At 66.5% G+C, this 17501-nt stretch carries 15 protein-coding genes; 8 read left to right on the top strand and 7 right to left on the bottom strand.

The window, feature by feature from the left end:
- The first annotated feature begins 4 nt into the window (after positions 1–4).
- The 3 genes from LO787_RS00250 to LO787_RS00240 all read left to right on the top strand — a co-directional run bounded on the left by LO787_RS00250 (position 5) and on the right by LO787_RS00240 (position 3178).
- A complete protein-coding gene (locus LO787_RS00250) occupies positions 5–355 on the top strand; it encodes a DMT family protein (protein WP_232493896.1) in 351 nt (116 codons plus the stop codon).
- A gap of 25 nt (positions 356–380) precedes the next feature.
- The gene (locus LO787_RS00245; RefSeq protein WP_232493895.1) at positions 381–1559 is read left to right on the top strand and encodes a carboxynorspermidine decarboxylase; all 1179 of its coding nucleotides are present in this window, start codon (positions 381–383) and stop codon (positions 1557–1559) included.
- Positions 1560–1969: 410 nt separating this feature from the next.
- On the top strand, positions 1970–3178 hold the full coding sequence (locus LO787_RS00240) for a type III PLP-dependent enzyme (protein WP_232493894.1): 1209 nt from the start codon (positions 1970–1972) through the stop codon (positions 3176–3178).
- A gap of 69 nt (positions 3179–3247) precedes the next feature.
- Here LO787_RS00240 and LO787_RS00235 read toward each other — a convergent pair whose 3' ends face one another.
- The 4 genes from LO787_RS00235 to murI form a co-directional block, all read right to left on the bottom strand.
- The gene (locus tag LO787_RS00235) at positions 3248–4348 is read right to left on the bottom strand and encodes an NADH:flavin oxidoreductase/NADH oxidase (protein ID WP_232493893.1); all 1101 of its coding nucleotides are present in this window, start codon (positions 4346–4348) and stop codon (positions 3248–3250) included.
- 164 nt (positions 4349–4512) lie between these two features.
- Positions 4513–5727, bottom strand: coding sequence for a 5-aminolevulinate synthase (hemA, locus tag LO787_RS00230; RefSeq protein WP_232496429.1), 1215 nt, complete (start codon positions 5725–5727; stop codon positions 4513–4515).
- A gap of 129 nt (positions 5728–5856) precedes the next feature.
- A complete protein-coding gene (locus tag LO787_RS00225; RefSeq protein ID WP_232493892.1) occupies positions 5857–6681 on the bottom strand; it encodes an MBL fold metallo-hydrolase in 825 nt (274 codons plus the stop codon).
- Positions 6678–7520 carry a glutamate racemase gene (gene murI / locus LO787_RS00220; protein WP_420847779.1) on the bottom strand — a complete coding sequence of 281 codons (843 nt, stop codon included), beginning with the start codon at positions 7518–7520 and terminating at the stop codon, positions 6678–6680. Before murI ends, LO787_RS00225 begins: the two co-directional genes overlap by 4 nt.
- A gap of 122 nt (positions 7521–7642) precedes the next feature.
- Between murI and plsY the strand changes: the two genes are divergently transcribed.
- The 5 genes from plsY to LO787_RS00195 all read left to right on the top strand — a co-directional run bounded on the left by plsY (position 7643) and on the right by LO787_RS00195 (position 13828).
- Positions 7643–8230: a glycerol-3-phosphate 1-O-acyltransferase PlsY gene (gene plsY / locus LO787_RS00215; protein ID WP_232493890.1), complete on the top strand. Its 588-nt coding sequence runs from the start codon at positions 7643–7645 to the stop codon at positions 8228–8230.
- Complete coding sequence (gene dprA / locus LO787_RS00210) at positions 8227–9336, top strand: DNA-processing protein DprA (RefSeq protein WP_232493889.1); 1110 nt, start codon at positions 8227–8229, stop codon at positions 9334–9336. The genes plsY and dprA overlap by 4 nt, the downstream gene beginning before the upstream one ends.
- A 71-nt stretch (positions 9337–9407) precedes the next feature.
- Positions 9408–10952, top strand: a complete 1545-nt coding sequence (locus tag LO787_RS00205; protein ID WP_232496428.1) for a vWA domain-containing protein — start codon at positions 9408–9410, stop codon at positions 10950–10952.
- Between the two features lie 129 nt (positions 10953–11081).
- Positions 11082–13652, top strand: coding sequence for a type I DNA topoisomerase (gene topA / locus LO787_RS00200; RefSeq protein ID WP_232493888.1), 2571 nt, complete (start codon positions 11082–11084; stop codon positions 13650–13652).
- Positions 13649–13828, top strand: a complete 180-nt coding sequence (locus LO787_RS00195) for a hypothetical protein (protein WP_232493887.1) — start codon at positions 13649–13651, stop codon at positions 13826–13828. The genes topA and LO787_RS00195 overlap by 4 nt, the downstream gene beginning before the upstream one ends.
- 24 nt (positions 13829–13852) lie before the next feature.
- On the opposite strand, the gene LO787_RS00190 is transcribed toward LO787_RS00195, so the two are convergent.
- The 3 genes from LO787_RS00190 to era all read right to left on the bottom strand — a co-directional run bounded on the left by LO787_RS00190 (position 13853) and on the right by era (position 17468).
- A complete protein-coding gene (locus LO787_RS00190; RefSeq protein WP_232493886.1) occupies positions 13853–15370 on the bottom strand; it encodes an ArnT family glycosyltransferase in 1518 nt (505 codons plus the stop codon).
- A gap of 116 nt (positions 15371–15486) precedes the next feature.
- Positions 15487–16575, bottom strand: coding sequence for an SGNH/GDSL hydrolase family protein (locus LO787_RS00185; protein WP_232493885.1), 1089 nt, complete (start codon positions 16573–16575; stop codon positions 15487–15489).
- Positions 16575–17468: a GTPase Era gene (gene era / locus LO787_RS00180; protein ID WP_232493884.1), complete on the bottom strand. Its 894-nt coding sequence runs from the start codon at positions 17466–17468 to the stop codon at positions 16575–16577. Before era ends, LO787_RS00185 begins: the two co-directional genes overlap by 1 nt.
- Positions 17469–17501: the final 33 nt, after the last annotated feature.

Below are 17501 nucleotides of genomic sequence, written 5' to 3'. Positions count from 1 at the left end.
GCCGATGAACTGGTCGTTCGTCGCGCCCGTGGCTTTGCTGGCGGGCTCCAACCTGTTCATGAACACCGCGTGGTATCTCCACCTCAAGGTGCCCGGAAAGGCGCTCTGGGTGGCGGTGCTGATGAGTTGGGGCATCGCATTCTTCGAGTATTGCCTTGCCGTTCCGGCCAACCGGATCGGCAGTTCGGTCTATTCGCTCGGCCAGCTCAAGGTGATGCAGGAGGCGTTCTCGCTGCTGGCCTTCGTGCTCGTGGCCTGGGCGCTGTTCGGGCAGAAACCCGGATGGAACGAGGTCGTCGGCTTCTGCCTGGTCGGGGCGGGGGCCTGGTTCATCTTCAAGGGGCCGCTGGGCTAACTGAACGTGCTGAGGAACTGAGACAATGGAAACCAGAGCCGGCGATCCGGGCGCCTTCGCGAACTTCGACCTGTCGCGCGTCGACAGCCCTGCCTTCGTGGTCGATGCCGCCAGGCTGCGCGAGAACCTGCGCATCCTTTCGGAAGTCGGCGAGCAGTCGGGCGCCAAGGTGCTGGCGGCGCTGAAGGCGTTCTCGATGTGGTCGACCGCGCCGATCGTGGGCGAATACTTGGACGGCGTGTGCACCTCGGGCCTGTGGGAAGCGCGCCTCGCCTCCGAGTTCTACGACGGCGAGATTGCGACCTACTGCGCGGCCTACAAGGAGGAGGACATGGACGAGATCCTGCGCCTCTCCGACCATGTGATCTTCAACAGCCCTGCGCAGATCGAGCGTTTCTGGGGCCACGTCGAAGGCGCCCGCGCCCGCGGCGAAGCCTTCGACATCGGCCTTCGCGTCAACCCGCTCCACCCGGAGGGCGAGGTGCCGAAGTACGATCCTTCCGCGCCGCATTCGCGCCTCGGATTCCCGATCGACCAGCTCACCGAAGAGCATGTCGAACTGATCGACGGCATCCACTTCCATAACCTGTGCGAGCAGGATTTCGAGCCGCTCAAGCGCACCTGGGACAAGGTGTTCGACTTCCTTGAACCGTTCTTCGGCCAGATCAAGTGGATCAACATCGGCGGCGGCCATCACGTCACCCGCGCCGATTACCAGCGTGAGGAACTGATCGAATTCCTGGCCGACATGGCCGAGGATACCGGGGCAGAGATCTACATCGAGCCGGGCGAGGCGGTCGCGCTGGACGCCGGCATCCTCGTCGGGACGGTGCTCGACGTGGGCTGGAACGGGATGCCCGTCGCCGTGGTCGACATTTCGGCCACCTGCCACATGCCCGACGTGATCGAGGCGCCCTATCGCCCGGCGATGCTCGGGGAGCGTGGCGAGGACGAGGGCGAGGCGATCCGTCTCGGCGGGCCGTCCTGCCTCGCGGGTGACGTCATCGGTGACTACGTGCTGCCCAGCGATCCCGAGGCCGGCCAGCGCTTCGCGTTCCTCGATCAGGCGCACTATTCGATGGTCAAGACCACGACCTTCAACGGCGTGCCGCTGCCTTCGATCTGGCTCTGGGATTCGGAAACCGACTCGCTCGAGTGTATCCGCAAGTTCGATTACGAGGATTTCCGGGGCCGCCTGAGTTGAATGGCCTTTCGTCCTTTCCCGGCCGAGCCCGTCATTGGCGACGGATTTTCCGGGGAAGGGCTGCAGTCTGCCGCGTGGCTGAAGCAGCCGGTCCCGATCTCTCGACTCGGAGAGGATCGGTTCTCCGCATTTCACGTTTGAAAAGATGAAACGAGGCGATCCGCTGTCGCGGAACCGTCATCGACTGCTGTGGAGTGGGCGGATGCAAGATGCTGAATTGAAACGAAGAAAATCACGCTTCTGGGCATGATGAGTTAGCGCTCCCGCGCCGCATGACGTTTTTGTGAAAGTGTCCGTTTTTTTCTTGCGATTCGTCCGCCTAGCCCTATATCCGCCCCTCGCTGCCCCATGGGGACTTCCAAACCGCAAGGCAGCTTTGTCGTTTAAACACCGTTTGGGGGTCCCTTGAGTTGCACGCATTCCTCGACGCACCGGCCGTAGCGCGCACCCTCGCGCCTGACGAACCAGTCATCCTGAACCGCCCGCATGCTGCGGCGCGCGCTGCCCGATTCTTCGCCACGAAGTTTCCGGGCAAGTCGCTCTATGCGGTGAAGGCGAACCCGTCGCCGGATCTGGTCCAGATCCTGTGGGACAACGGCATCACGCACTACGACGTCGCCTCGATCGCCGAGGTGCGCATGGTCCGTGCGACGCTGCCCGACGCAACGCTGTGCTTCATGCACCCGGTCAAGACCGCCAGCGCGATCCGCGAAGCCTACTTCACGCATGGCGTGCGCACCTTCAGCCTCGACACCATCGAGGAAGTCGAGAAGATCGTCGAAGCGACCACCGATGTCGAGGGCAATCGCGCCACCGACCTGCGCCTCTGCGTGCGTCTGCGCGTCTCGTCCGAGTATTCGGAACTGAGCCTCGCCTCGAAGTTCGGCATCGACGTCGCCGACGCGGGTGAACTGCTGCAGGCCACTCGTCAGGTCGCCGACTGGCTGGGCGTGTGCTTCCACGTCGGTTCGCAGGCGATGACGCCGTTCGCCTACGTGCAGGCTCTCGAGCGCGCCCGTGCCGCCATTGCGGCTGCCGGCGTCGTCATCGACATGGTCGACGTCGGCGGGGGCTTCCCGTCGTCGTATCCGGGCATGGAGCCGCCGCCGCTCGAGGACTACTTCGCGATCATCCATCGCCACTTCGAGGCGCTGCCGATCGCCTACAACGCAGAGCTGTGGTGTGAGCCCGGTCGCGCGCTGTCGGCCGAGTACAACTCGCTGATCGTCAAGGTCGAGAAGCGTCGCGGTGACGAGCTTTACATCAACGACGGTGCCTACGGCGCCCTCTACGATGCCGCGCACGTCGCATGGCGCTTCCCGGTGAAGGCGATCGCCAAGGACGGCGAGCGCTCGTCGGAGCTGAAGGAGTTCTCCTTCTACGGCCCGACCTGTGACGATGCCGACTTCATGGAAGGCCCGTTCATGCTCCCTGCCGACATCAAGGCGGGCGACTGGATCGAGGTGGGTATGCTCGGTGCCTACGGTGCCGCCATGCGCACCGCGTTCAACGGCTTCGGCGGTGGCGAGGTCGTCATGGCCCAGGACGAGCCGATGGCGAGCCTCTACACCGGCCGCAAGGATCCGCGCGTATCGGACAACGTGGTGTCGCTGCGCTGATCCGCTTTCGGCAATACCAATAACGAGAGGCCCCCGGAACCGTATGGTTCCGGGGGTTTTCGTTTGGGCTCAGTCGGCGGTGAACAGATCCTTGTAGGCGCGCGGCTGGCTGCGCAGGAACTGCGGCGCGACCTTGATCTTCGCGCCCAGAGCGGCGGCGGCATGCCAGGGCCAGCGCGGATCGTAGAGCACCGTGCGGGCAAGGCCGATCATGTCCGCATCGCCGGTCGCCACGATGGCCTCGGCCTGCTCGGGCTCGGTGATGAGGCCGACGGCGATCACCGGGATCGACACCGCCTGCTTCACCGCGCGGGCGAGGGGCACCTGGTAGTTCGGCCCGACCGGGATCTGCTGCCCGGCGTGGAGGCCGCCGCTCGATACGTGGATCGCCGAGGCGCCGCGTGCTTCGAGGGCCTTGGCGAAGGCCACGGTCTGCTCGACGTCCCAGCCGCCTTCGACCCAGTCGGTGCCGGAGACGCGCACGGTGACGGCCTTCTCCGCCGGGAAGGCGGCGCGCACGGCGTCGTAGACTTCCAGCGGGAAGCGCATCCGGTTCTCCAGCGAGCCGCCGTATTCGTCGGTGCGCGTGTTGGAGAGCGGCGAGAGGAACTGGTGCAGCAGGTAGCCGTGCGCAGCGTGGATCTGGATGGCGTCGATACCGAGGCGGGCCGAACGCACGGTCGCGTCGACGAAGGCGTCGCGGACGCGGGCAAGGCCCTCCTTGTCGAGCGCGACGGGGGCGTTCTCGTCGCTCAGGAAGGGGATCGCGGACGGGGCGACGGTCTGCCAGCCGTTCTGCGCGTCAGGGGCGATCTGGCCGCCGCCGTCCCATGGCTTCGCCGTGCTGGCCTTGCGACCGGCATGGGCGAGCTGGATGGCGATCGGCATGTCCGACCAGCGGCGCACGCTTTCGAGCACCTTGCGCATCGCTTCCTCGGTCTCGTCGTCCCACAGGCCGACATCGGCGTAGGAGATGCGGCCTTCGGGCACGACGGCGGTGGCCTCGATCGTCAGGATGGCGGCGCCCGACTGGGCGAGCTGGCCGAGGTGCATTGCATGCCAGTCGGTCATGCGGCCGTCCTCGGCGGAATACTGGCACATCGGCGCGATGACGATGCGGTTGGCGAGCGTGACGTCGCCGAGAGTCAGGGGCTCGAAGAGCTTAGCCATGAATGGTCCTCTGGTAATGGCGTTGCCGGGGGGAGATGCGCGAATGCGCGGCAACGGGCGAGCACTTGGGGACGCCGGGCGCGATAAAAAAGGCCCCCTGCGTGGTGCAGGAGGCCTTTCGCGATAGATTATCTTGCAACCTCGAAAGCGTCCGGCGCGCCTGTTCAGGCGGCGAGGCGCATCTCCAGCCGGTCCCAGATCTCGACCAGAGCCTCGGTCAGTTCGCGCATCATCTCTTCGGTGTGCGCAGGGCCGGGGGTGAAGCGCAGGCGCTCGGTGCCGCGCGGGACGGTCGGGAAATTGATCGGCTGCACGTAGGCGCCGTACTCGGCCAGCAGGATGTCGCTGATCTGCTTGGCGCGCACCGGGTCGCCGACCATCAGCGGGACGATGTGCGTGACCGAATCCATCACCGGCAGCCCGGCGTTGCGGAACATCTGCTTCATCATCGCGGCGGAGCGCTGCTGGCCCTCACGCTCGACGCTGGAGCTCTTGAGGTGGCGCACCGAGGCGAGCACGCCCGCGACCAGCACCGGCGACAGCGAAGTCGTGAAGATGAAGCCCGGCGCGTAGGAGCGGATGCAGTCGATGATCTTGGTGTCGGCGGCGATGTAGCCGCCCATGACGCCGAATGCCTTGCCCAGCGTACCCTCGATGATGTCGATGCGGTGGGCGGCTTCGTCCCGGTCGGTGATGCCGCCGCCGCGCGGGCCGTACATGCCGACCGCGTGGACCTCGTCGATGTAGGTGAGGGCGTTGTACTTTTCCGCAAGGTCGCAGATCGCGTGGATCGGGGCGACGTCGCCATCCATCGAATAGACCGACTCGAAGGCGATCAGCTTGGGGACGTTGGGATCGGTATCGGCCAGCAGCTCCTCGAGGTGGACGAGGTCATTGTGGCGCCAGACCTTCTTTTCGCAGCCCGAATTGCGGATGCCCGCGATCATGCTGGCGTGGTTCAACTCGTCCGAGAAGATCACGCAGCCCGGCAGCAGCTTGGCCAGCGTCGACAGCGTGGCGTCGTTCGAAACGTAGCCCGAGGTGAACAGCAGCGCGCCCTGCTTGCCATGCAGGTCGGCCAGCTCGCGCTCGAGGTCCACATGGTAATGCGTGTTGCCGCCGATGTTGCGGGTGCCGCCTGAGCCGGCGCCGACGTCGTGCAGCGCCTCCTCCATGGCCTCGATCACCTTGGGGTGCTGGCCCATGGCGAGATAGTCGTTGGAGCACCAGACCGTGATCGGCTTGGGGCCGTTGTGACCGGCGAAGCAGCGGGCGTTCGGATAGGCGCCCTTGTTGCGCAGGATGTCGATGAAGACGCGGTAGCGTCCTTCGGAGTGCAGGCGCTCAATCGCCTGATCGAAGATGTGCTCGTAGTTCACGGTTTCGACTTCATCCTGCCTTGCCTGATCCGGCACCCGCCCCAAGCGCCGTATCCGTTGTTCCGGTCGGCTTTTCCGGCGGCCAATAGCGTATCGCGTATCTCATTGCCAGTCGCTTATACCAATGGGCTAATCGGAAAACGTGCCTGCAGAAAACGGTATCGCTGCCTGCTCATGGCCCGTCACGATCATCATCTGCGGCGCCGAGCGGTGCAGCGCATTGATCGTCATCAACCATGAGAGGTTTTCGATGCGGAAGGAGGCGGGCTCGTTACGCATCGCGATGCGGGCGGGAAGGTTGAGATCGAGCCAGTTGGAGGTGATCTTGGCGACGTCCCCGGTAAACAGGAATTCGCGGTCGTCGGCCAGTCGGGCGTAGACCATGTTCGAGCCGGGCGCGAGCCCGGTCGCCGGAATGACCACGACGCCGGGAGCAAGGGCGTAGGGCGCGGCATGCGTCGAAGGCCGTTCGGCCCCGGCTTGCAGGGTGCCCGCATGGAATCCGCCGTTGTGCGCAGGGCGGTCGGCGAGCAGGATGGCATGTGCCGCCTTCGAAAGCGCGGAGGCGATGCGGGCCTGCGCCGCAGTGTCGAAATAGTCGAACTCCTGCTGCTTGGCGACTTTCGCGGATGCGCCCGCGTCGATCACGACCGGACCGCTGCCCGGCACGATCAGTTCGTAGGCGCGCACGGCATTGGGGATCGCCTTCATGCCGCCCCCGGCGATCAGCATATTTCGCGAGGTCTGGCGGATACCCACGGTTTCGACCCGCAGTTCGACAGGACGCTGGCCGTCGATGGACCCTGCGAGCGCACGCAGTTCGGCCATCGTGATCGGCCTTGCCCGGGCATCGGCAGTCCACGGACCGGCTCCGGCGTCGGCTAGGAACCAGTAGTAGGGAATGGCGAAGACGAGCAGTACCGAAAACAGCCAGAAGTTAAGGCGTCGCGTCAAAACCTCTCGATCCTCAAGAGCCCGTACTGCGCCAGTTTCGTGGCATAAGCATCGGGCACGGCTCCCGCTGAGGTGAATAGCGCGAGGTCCGGAACTTGGCGAGAATAATCCTGTCCCGTCGTAAGACGCGCAATCTGCCGTGCAATCCCTTGCGCACCATGGACGAAGCGGACTTCCGGGCCGAACGCTTCGGCCAGTTCGGCCTCGACCAGCGGAAAGTGCGTGCAGGCGAGGACGACGGTATCGATCCGGTCGCCGTCGGGCTGCATGCGCAGCGCCTCGGCGGCGTGGCGGATGAGGGCGGGATCGACCGGCTCGCCGCGCAGCTTGGCTTCGGCGGCCTCGACCAGTCCCGGTGCGCCATGTCGCAGGAGTCGCTTGTCGCCCGCGAATTCGTGTTCGAGTCGATCCACATAGGCCTGCCGGATGGTGGCCTCGGTGCCGAGCAGGCCGATGACGCCGGTCCGGGTCATGGCAGCGGCGGGCTTGATCGCGGGCACCGTGCCGACGATCGGCACTTCGAGAACTTCGCGCACCATGCCGAGTGCTATGGTGGAGGCCGTATTGCAGGCGATGCAGACGAGGCGCGGCCGGAAGCGTTCCGTCATGCGACCGAGCAGCCCCGCTACCCGCGCAGCGACCTGCGCCTCGGTCTTGGTTCCGTAGGGCAGACCTGCCGTATCGGCGGCGTAGATGACCGGTGCGAGCGGAAGCGCCTTGCGCACTTCCTCCAGCACGGTGAGGCCGCCCACGCCCGAATCGAAGAGCAGGATCGGCGCCGCCGGATCCACGCTTGCCGGCAGGGTGCAATTGGCGGCCGAATATGCCGCGCTCGTCATGTCGGAAACCATCGTCAATCCCTGGACCTTGCCACCTGTTAACCGCGCAGGGGCCGTTCCGGCAACGTCGAAAGCTGCAACCTGTCTTCTGCAACGCGCGATACGGCGCTAAGGCCCTTCGCATGGCGTGGATTCTCTCTCTGGCCCTTGGCTATCTGTTCGGCTCGGTCCCCTTCGGCCTCATCCTCACCCGCTTGACCGGAGCGGGCGATCTGCGCGCGATCGGTTCGGGCAACATCGGCGCCACCAACGTGCTGCGCACCGGCCGCAAGGGCCTCGCCGCCGCCACGTTGCTGCTTGACCTGCTCAAGGGGCTGGCTGCGGTGCTGATAGCGGCGCATCTGTGGCCGGTCTGGGCGCCTCTGGCTGCGCTAGGTGCCTTTCTGGGCCACTGTTTCCCGGTCTGGCTGCGCTTCAAGGGAGGTAAGGGCGTCGCGACCACGGCGGGCGTGGCCTTCGGCCTCGCCTGGCCGGTGGGTCTTGCTTACGCGTTGACCTGGATCGGCCTGCTGGCAACGGTGCGTATCTCATCGGTATCGGGCATGACAGCCGCCGTCGTCGCGCCGCTGGCAGCCTTCGTGTTGGGTTACCCGGAGGCCGGGCTGGTGCTGACGGTCATTGCCGCGCTCGTGCTGTTCCAGCATCGCGAGAACATCGCTCGCCTGCGCGCCGGAACCGAGCCGCGCATCGGGAGCGGCAAGAACAAGTGAGCGCCGGAGAGGGGCTTTCGCAGGAAGAGGCCTTCGCCCGCATCCGCCTGCTGCGCTCGCCGCACGTCGGGCCGGTGACCTATCTCCACCTGCTGGGGCGCTTCGGAGACGCGGTCAGCGCCATCGCAGCGCTACCGGATCTTGCGGGGCGAGGCGGACGGCCCTACGCTCCCGCCCCTGAGCGACGGATCCATGACGAGATCGCGGCGGCCCGCAAGGCCGGAGCGCGCTATCTCTTTCACGACTCGCCAAACTATCCCGCGCTGCTGGCAGAAACCGAAGGCGCGCCGCCGATCCTGACCTATCGAGGCGATCTTTCGGTGCTTGCGCAGCCCTGCGTCGCGATGGTCGGCGCACGCAACGCCTCGGCTGCGGCAGTGCGCATGGCGCGCGAGTTTTCGCACGAACTGGCGGGTGAGGGCTGGACGGTCGTCTCCGGCCTTGCCCGGGGCATCGACGGCGCCGCGCATCAGGGCGCGCTCGCGGCGGGAACGACCGTTGGCGTGATCGCCAGTGGCATCGACATCGCTTACCCGCCCGAACATGCGTCACTGCAGGAAGAAGTGGCCGGACGTGGCCTCCTGCTCGCTGAGCAGCCGTTGGGAGCCGAGCCGCTCGCCCGCCATTTCCCTGCGCGCAACCGCATCATTGCGGGGCTGTGCCTTGGCACGGTGGTGGTCGAGGCGGCGCCGAAGTCCGGCTCGCTGATCACGGCGCGGCTTGCGGGCGAGATGGGGCGGCATGTCATGGCGATCCCCGGCTCTCCGCTCGATCCGCGCTCGCACGGCTGCAACCAGCTTATCCGCGAGGGCGCGGTGCTGGTGCAGGGTGCAGCGGACGTGATCGAACTGCTGACCGACTTCTCCGGCGCCGTCCGGAGCAGTCTGCGCGAGCCGTCACAGTCGTGGCGCTCCGACCTGCCGGTCGTCGAAGAGCCTGCGGATCCGGCGGATGTCGCGGGCCTGCTCACGACCGCACCCATCGCGGTGGACGAGTTGATCCGCCAGTCCGGCGCAAGCGCCGCTTCGGTCCAACTGGCGCTGCTGGAGCTGGAACTCGATGGGCGCCTCGCCCGTCATGCCGGGGGGCGGGTAAGCCTCGGTTGAGCGCCTGTCAGCAACGGTTCATGCCGCGACGCCAAGATTTGCGTTGATTGCAGAGGCGAGGGGTGACGACGATGCGCAAGGCGATTTCCGCAATCCTGATGACGGCGCTGGTAGGCAGCGCGATGCCGATCGGTGCGACGATTCCTGCTGTGGCGGTTTCCCGTGGTGGGCAGGGCAGCGTACCGCAGGAGTTCTGCCGCCGCCCCGGACCACTTCCCGACCTTGGCCCCGAGCAGGAGGCGAACCGGCAGCGCCCACGCCCACGACCTGTCTACAAGGCCGCTTCGGCCGACGATGATGTCGTGGTGACGGCGCGCAGGGTCGAGGAGAGTGAAGGCACAGCGGTCGGGGCAGCGCCACCACCTCCTCCTCCGCCGCCGCCACCGCCTCCTCCCGTTGCCACAGTTGCAGCTCCACCTGCCGCACCAATGGTGGTCGGGGGCACGGAAAGCGCCGCAGCTTCGCGCGTCGCAGCGCCGCCGTCGTCCTGGCCCCGCCCGCAATTCCGCCCGCAGAGCGGCACGCTGACGGCTGGCGAGCATGACGACCTGCTCAATCCGGAGCTCTACGCCGACTACGTGCGGCGCTCCGATCTGGGTCAGCAGATTCGGGCGCTTCCGGTGCTCGACACCGCGCGGCTCGTGACGGTGGAGGTCAAGGATTCGCGCGGCCGTCCCGCGCCGTTCGTACCGGTGGAACTGCGCTGCTCGGATGGCAACAGCCTGACTTTCACGACGCAGGCTGACGGTACGGTGGTCTTCTTCCCCGGCATGGACCGCCTCTCCGACACTGTGCGCATTCGCGCGGCGGGCGGCGCCTGGCGCACGCTCGACGTTCCCCGTAACGCCGGAGCAGGCCGCGTCGGCTTCACGCTGGCGGGACAGGCGCGCAGCGTCACGAAGCTGGACCTCGTTCTGGTGGTGGACGTCACCGGCTCGATGTCCGACGAACTCAATTTCCTGCAAGCCGAGATCGACTCCATCGTGGGGAGCCTCAATCGCCGCCATCCGGAACTCGACATCCGCGTGGGCCTGACCTTCTACCGGGATCGAGGCGACGAGTTCGTTACCCGGACTTTCCCTTTCACCGGCGATATCGCCCGGGCGCGCAGCGACATCGGGCAGCAGGTGGCGAGCGGTGGCGGCGACTACGAGGAAGCGATGCAGGATGCGCTCATCCGCGCGGCGCGCCTCGACTGGAGGCCGGATGCGATCAAATCGCTGCTCCTCGTCGCCGATGCCCCGCCTCATCCGGGCGACGTGCCGGTTTCATGGCTGGCCACGGAGCACCTGCGCGCCAACCGGGTCCAGATCGTTCCTGTGGGCGCGTCGGGCGTCGGCGACCTCGCCGAATACGTCATGCGCGCGATGGCTGCGGCGACGCAGTCGCGTTACGCGTTCCTCACCGATGACTCCGGCGTCGGCAACCCGCACGCAGCCCCGGCGATCGACTGCTACATCGTCACCCGCCTCGACAGGCTGCTCACCCGCATCATCGACAGCCAGGTTTCCGGACGCCGCATCGAGCCGGACAAGGCGGAAGTCATCCGCGCAGTGGGTGACTACGATGCGGGCAAGTGCGTGCTTCCGAAGGATTTCGGGTCGCAAAGCCACTGACCGGCTTTATCCCGTCATCGACATGCGGCAAGGGGGCAGCGTAGGGGGCTTGACGGTCCACCGAAACGCGACCCACCTTGTACGTGTATGTATGCGTGCGCGCACGCGAGGGGCAAATCGAGTTAAAGAATGCAGCTTGTCATTGTAGAATCGCCCGCCAAGGCAAAGACCATCGAGAAGTACCTCGGCAAGGACTACAAGGTTCTCGCCAGCTACGGCCACGTCCGCGACCTGCCGCCCAAGGATGGCTCCGTCCGTCCGGACGAAGGTTTCGAGATGGACTGGGAACTCTACGGCGACAAGCAGCGGCAGGTGAAGGCCATCACCGACGCGGCCAAGGAGGCCGATCGCCTGATCCTCGCGACTGACCCTGATCGTGAGGGCGAGGCGATTTCGTGGCACGTGAAGGAACTGCTCGCCAAGCGGCGCGCGCTGCCCAAGGACGTGCAGCGCGTCACCTTCAACGCGATCACCAAGGACACCGTCACCAAGGCGATGCAGGCGCCGCGTGAGCTCGATCAGGATCTGATCGACGCCTACCTCGCCCGCCGTGCGCTCGACTACCTGTTCGGCTTCACGCTTTCGCCGGTGCTCTGGCGCAAGCTGCCCGGCGCCAAGTCGGCGGGCCGCGTGCAGTCGGTGGCGCTGCGCCTGATCGTCGATCGCGAGCGTGAGATCGAGGCGTTCAAGCCGCAGGAATACTGGTCCGTCGCCGCGCAGATGGCGCACGACGGGACGGACTTCACCGCCAAGCTGGTGACTTTCGAAGGCCAGAAGCTCGACCGCCTGAGCCTCGGCGACGAAGGCGTCGCGATGCGGGCCAAGGCCGCGGTGGAGCTGGGCGCGTTCAAGGTCGAGGGCGTCGAAACCAAGCCGCACCGCCGCAACCCGCAGCCGCCGTTCACCACCTCCACGCTGCAGCAGGAAGCCGCGCGCAAGCTGGGCTTCTCGGCCAGCCAGACGATGCGTGTGGCGCAGACGCTCTATGAGGCGGGCGCGATCACCTACATGCGTACCGACGGCGTGCAGATGGACCCGAGCGCGATCTCGGCGGCCCGTGCAGCGATCGCCGAGCGCTTTTCCGGGCACTACGTCCCCGAAAAGCCGCGTCACTACGAAACCAAGGCGAAGAACGCGCAGGAGGCGCACGAAGCCATCCGCCCGACCGAATTCACCAAGGACCGCTTCGGTTCGGGTGACGAGGCGCGCCTCTACGACCTGATCTTCAAGCGCGCGATGGCGAGCCAGATGGCCTCGGCCCAGTTGGAGCGCACCACCGTGACCCTGCGCGACGGCACCGGTCGCCATGAACTGCGCGCCTCGGGTCAGGTCGTGAAGTTCCCCGGCTTCCTCGCCGTCTACGAGGAAGGTCGCGACAACAAGTCCGACGATGACGATGAAAGCGGCCTGCTGCCCTTCATGAAGGCGGGTGACATGCCCGCCAAGAAGGGCGTCACCGCCGAACAGCACTTCACGCAGCCGCCGCCGCGCTTCTCCGAGGCAAGCCTCGTCAAGCGGCTGGAGGAACTGGGCATCGGTCGTCCGTCCACGTATGCGGCGACGATCCAGGTCATCAAGGATCGCGCCTATGTGCGCACCGAGAAAAACCGTTTCTTTGCAGAGGAAACCGGGCGACTTCTCACATCGTTCCTCGAACGTTTCTTCCCTCGCTACGTGGCCTATGAATTCACGGCGGGCATGGAGGACGAACTCGACGACGTGTCGGGCGGGCGTCAGGAATGGAAGGCGCTGCTCGAAGCGTTCTGGCGCGATTTCAAGCCCAAGTCCGACGAGGTGATGGAGAAGAAGCCCTCGGAAGTGACCGAGGCGCTGGACGATTTCCTCTCCGACTACCTGTTCCCGCCCAAGGCGGACGGGACGGACCCGCGCGTCTGCCCCAAGTGCGGCGAGGGTCGCCTGTCGCTCCGTGGTGGGCGCTATGGCGCGTTCGTTGCCTGCTCGAACTATCCGGAGTGCAAGTTCACTCGCAAGTTCGCGCAGCCCGGCGGCAGCGCCGAGGGTGGCGATGACGAGGGGCTGGGCAAGGATCCCGAGACCGGCCTGGAGATCATGCGCCGTACAGGCCGCTTCGGGCCCTACATCCAGCTTGGCGAGGGCAAGGAGGCCAAGCGCGCCTCGATTCCGAAGGACATCGACGAGCTGACGCTGGAATGGGGCATCAAGCTTCTCAGCCTTCCGCGCACGGTCGGGCCGCACCCGGAGACGGGCAAGGATATCACTGCAAGCATAGGGCGTTACGGCCCGTACCTCGCGCACGATGGCAAGTACGCACGCCTGCGTTCGACGGCCGAAGTGTTCGATACGGGCATGAATGCGGCGGTCTCGATGCTGGCCGATGCCGCCAATCGCGGCGGCGCGGCGTCGCGCACCAAGGCGGAACCGCTCAAGGTGCTGGGCGCGCATCCGACCAGCGGCGGCGAGATCAAGGTGATGGCGGGGCGCTACGGTCCCTACGTGACGGACGGCACGACCAATGCCACGCTCCCGCGTGACCAGAAGCCCGAAGACCTTACTGCCGAGCAGGCGATCACGCTGATCGACGAGAAGGCCGCGAAGGGCCCGGCCAAGGGCAAGAAGAAGGCGGCACCGAAGAAGGCTGCGGCGGCCAAGAAACCTGCCGCGAAGAAGGCGCCTGCAAAGAAGGCTCCGGCCAAGAAGGCGAAGGAGGCTGCGGAATGAGCGACAAGGTTGCCAAGCACAAGCAGCCCTGGAAGCCCGAGGAACTGCAGAAGCTGCAGACTCTTGCGGGCAAGGGGAAGGGCCTCAAGGAAATCGCGAAGGCACTGAACCGCACCGAGGAGTCGGTGAAGGACGCCGCGCGGCAGCATGGAATGACCATCGCCAAGGCTCGTTGATACCGTGAGGCTGAGGTATGGCGCTTATCGCTCCCTCAGCCTCCACAGCCCGAACCGGCGCGTGCCCAGTCTCGTCTGGGCATAGCGCTCGTAGTCGCGGTGCAGGGTGCCGAGCACGATTTCGCGTGTCCGGCTGTTCGGCTGGTTGGGGCGGCGGGTCTCTGAAATCACGACCACGCCCGGTCGAGTGCGCAGGATGCGCTTCACCTCACCGGCTGGATCGATACCGAGTGCGTTGGCCTCGTTCATGGCGTTGAGGTGGCTCGGGTAGGCGAAGCGCGTCGGTATGCACGCCTCGGTAGTGCGATAGAGCGCACTGTCGCCCTCGAACACGTAGAGGCAGCGGCCGTGCAGTTCACCGGCGATCGTGCGGGTCGTCGCGGCGAACTGCGCCGCGCTGCCTTTCTCGATTACCTGTGCGACGGGAACCACGATCGCGCCGAGGATGCCGGCGCCGAGCAGCAGCCTCCCATACCAGCGCTCGCCCGGCCAGTCGCGCGCCAGTGCGGGCGCGGCGAGCACGCAGAGCGGGACCAGCACAGGGCCGAGGTAATGGTCGTACCATGTGCCGAAGAGAAGGAAGCCGCCTATGCTCGCGAGCGCCCAGATACGCAGACCCGGCATGACGGCAGGCCGGGTGCCGCGCACGGGCCGTAAACGCTTCGGTGCGAACAGGATGGCGAGCGCGAAGGGAATCAGCGCAAGGCATTCCTTGCCGAGATTGGCGAAGGCATGGGGCAGGTCGGTCGAGCGGCCCATGATCGACAGGAAGTTGGCCTGTACGAACTCCTGCGCGTGCCCGGCGTGGGTATAGCCGAGCAGGACAAGGCCGGTCGGGGCCAGAGCCATTGAGGCCCATGCCATGCCGGCAAAAGCCAGCCTTGTTGCCGACCAGCCATCAGTGCGGCCACGCGCCAGCAGCATCAGCCCGAACGCAAGGCCCTCGAACACGACCGTGTACTTGATCTGCATCGCGAGGCCGAGCAGCAGCATCGCCTCAAGGCCGCGCCGCATCAGCAGGGGATCGCCCACGCGCACCTGCGCCCGGATCACGATCAGCGCCGCGACCGCGACGGGGAGGTTGTAGAACACCGGCGACTGGCCGAGTGCGACGTTGAACACCGGCTGCCACAGCAGGTAGGCCAGTCCGGCCATACGTGCCGCTCGCGCAGGTGCGATGTGCCGGGCGATGCGCTCGATCACCAGCGCGGTCAGCACCGAGCAGGCGAGGCCGAGCAACTGGTAGGTCAGCACCGGATCGAATGGCAGCGCGTAGACCGCGCGGTAGATCGCGAAGAGGCCCCAGGGCTTGCGATCCCAGATATCGACGTAGGGCAGGGCACCCTGCGCCATGCGCTGGCCGACCAGAAGGTAGAACTGCTCGTCCGACTGGAACGCGGGCTTGCCCAGCATCATCAGCCGCACGGCCAGCGCCACGGGCAAATAGAGCGCGAGCGAGCCGATACCGAGGCGTGCGCCGAGCGGGCGGCGCACGACGATACCAGCATCCCGACGCGCCGCAGCGGCGATCCGCGCGACCATGAGCGACCCTTTCCTCGTTCCGGCCGCGGGGGGAACGGCGGTTGTTGGGGACGGGCGCTTAATGCACTTCGGTTGCAGGAATACGACGGTCGCGCGCGAGACCGGTCAGCTTCGCGTCACGAACGCTTCTTGGTGCTGCCGGTCGGCTTCGCTGTCGGTGTCGCGCTGGGGGCGGGGCTGGGCTTCGCCGTCGGCGCGGGGACCGGCACTGCCGGAATAGGCTGGCCCGGCGCGGGCTTGGTCGGCGCCTGAACGGGCGGGTTAAGGGCCGGCTCGACGGTGACGGTGGGCTTGACCGGCTTGACGCCGCCCTTGATGAGCCACGTCGAGATACCCTCGGCTGTCGCCTGCATGCCCGCCTTGTTGAGATGCCACTGCAGGCCCTGCCGACCGTCATAACCCTGCGGGGAGCCGATCATCCAAGGCTCCTTGTCGCACGGCGTATGCGTGGCGGAGGACTGGTTCATCTCGACGACGATGGTGCCGTGCGCTTGCGCCACGCGGCCGGTGATCTCGGCGAGGCGACGGCCGATCTCGCGCACGATGGCGGCATCGGTCTCGCTCACCGGAGTGTCGGCGCAAAGCTTGCCCGGCGGCGGCACCGGCGTCAGGTACTGGACGAAGACGATGCGCGCCTGCGGGGCGGTCGTCTTCACGCGGCGCGCGATCTCGTTCAACTGGGCTTCGTCACGCACGTAGTCCGCTTCGGTCGGGATGCGGACCGGCCCGCAGGCGCGGGTCTTCGCGCCCGACGCGGCGATGATCTTCGCGTTGAACGCGCAGGTCGCGGAGAACAGGTTGCCGATGTACGAGAGGTCGTTGCCACCGATGGTGATCGTGACCAGCTTCGTTTCGGGCGTGACGCTGTTGATCTGCGGCGGCACTTCGCCCCAGGGGCCGAGCACGTTGTCGGTCGTCGCGCCGGAGCATGTGCGGTCGATCAGCACCATGCCGAAGCGTTCGGCAAGGAGCGTGGGGTAATTGTTGAAGCTCTGGCCGCAGCGCGCGGGCCAGCTGGGCTTCACCGGAGGCAGCTGAGGCCCGGCCGCGAACGACGAGCCGATGGCGACGTAGCGCTGCCCGGCGAGGCTTTCCTCCAGCTGCGTGATCTGCGCCTTCTCGGCCGCCACGGCCTTCATGTAGGGCGTGGCGCAGCCGCAGAGCAGCAGCGCCGCAGCGCCGAGGGTCGAAAATCCGACCTTCATCACTTCACCCAGTCCAGTCCGATTTCCTCGTAGATGTCCTTGGCCTCGGCCCAGTTCTCCTCGACCTTCACATGGAGGAAGAGGTGGACCTTCTGGCCGAGCACTTCGGTCAGTTCCTTGCGCGCGGCCTCGCCGATCGCCTTGATCTTCGATCCACCCTTGCCGAGCACGATGGCGCGCTGGTTGTCGCGGGTGACGACGATCTGCTGGCGGATCTCCACCGAGCCGTCCTTGCGCGGGGTGTAGGCCTCCGGACGCACGGCGGCGTCGTATGGCAATTCCTCGTGAAGCTGGCGATAGAGCTGCTCGCGCGTGATCTCGCACGCCAGCAGGCGCTCGCTGGCGTCGGAAACCTGATCCTCGGGATAGTGCCACGGACCTTCGGGCATCAGCTTCGCCAGCCAGGTCTTGAGTTCCGGTACGCCGTCGCCGCTGAGGGCGGAAACGAAGAATACCTCGTCGAACTGGACTTCGGCGGTGAATTCCTGCGCGAGCACCAGCAGCTTTTCCTTGGCCCCGGCATCGACCTTGTTGAGCACCAGCACCTTGCGCTCGGGCCGGTCCTTCAGCGTCTCCAGCAGCGGCATCAGTTCGTGGCGGCGCAGCTTGACCGTGTCGACGATCAGCAGGATCGCGTCGGCTTCCTGCGCGCCTTCCCAGGCGGCGGCGACCATCGCGCGGTCGAGGCGGCGGCGGGGGGCGAAGATGCCGGGCGTGTCGGCGAGGATGATCTGCGCGTGACCCTCCAGCGCGATGCCGAGCAGGCGCGCGCGGGTGGTCTGCGCCTTGGCGGAGGTGATCGCCACTTTCTGCCCGACGAGGGCGTTGACGAGCGTGGACTTGCCCGCGTTGGGAGCGCCGATGACGGCAACGAGACCACAGTGCTGGGTCATTGGTATGCGGCTCCGGTTGCGCCCTGCGGCGCG

It is taken from the genome of Novosphingobium kaempferiae (assembly GCF_021227995.1).
GTDB lineage: Bacteria > Pseudomonadota > Alphaproteobacteria > Sphingomonadales > Sphingomonadaceae > Novosphingobium > Novosphingobium kaempferiae.
This window is presented reverse-complemented; position numbering and strand designations above follow the sequence as displayed.

Coding starts and splice junctions, on each gene's coding strand:
- topA (WP_232493888.1), top strand. CDS start 11,082: ATGCAGCTTGTCATTGTAGAATCGCCCGCCAAGGCAAAGACCATCGAG.
- LO787_RS00250 (WP_232493896.1), top strand. CDS start 5: ATGAACTGGTCGTTCGTCGCGCCCGTGGCTTTGCTGGCGGGCTCCAAC.
- era (WP_232493884.1), bottom strand. CDS start 17,468: ATGACCCAGCACTGTGGTCTCGTTGCCGTCATCGGCGCTCCCAACGCG.
- plsY (WP_232493890.1), top strand. CDS start 7,643: ATGGCGTGGATTCTCTCTCTGGCCCTTGGCTATCTGTTCGGCTCGGTC.
- LO787_RS00205 (WP_232496428.1), top strand. CDS start 9,408: ATGCGCAAGGCGATTTCCGCAATCCTGATGACGGCGCTGGTAGGCAGC.
- LO787_RS00195 (WP_232493887.1), top strand. CDS start 13,649: ATGAGCGACAAGGTTGCCAAGCACAAGCAGCCCTGGAAGCCCGAGGAA.
- LO787_RS00235 (WP_232493893.1), bottom strand. CDS start 4,348: ATGGCTAAGCTCTTCGAGCCCCTGACTCTCGGCGACGTCACGCTCGCC.
- LO787_RS00185 (WP_232493885.1), bottom strand. CDS start 16,575: ATGAAGGTCGGATTTTCGACCCTCGGCGCTGCGGCGCTGCTGCTCTGC.
- murI (WP_420847779.1), bottom strand. CDS start 7,520: ATGACGAGCGCGGCATATTCGGCCGCCAATTGCACCCTGCCGGCAAGC.
- LO787_RS00190 (WP_232493886.1), bottom strand. CDS start 15,370: ATGGTCGCGCGGATCGCCGCTGCGGCGCGTCGGGATGCTGGTATCGTC.
- LO787_RS00245 (WP_232493895.1), top strand. CDS start 381: ATGGAAACCAGAGCCGGCGATCCGGGCGCCTTCGCGAACTTCGACCTG.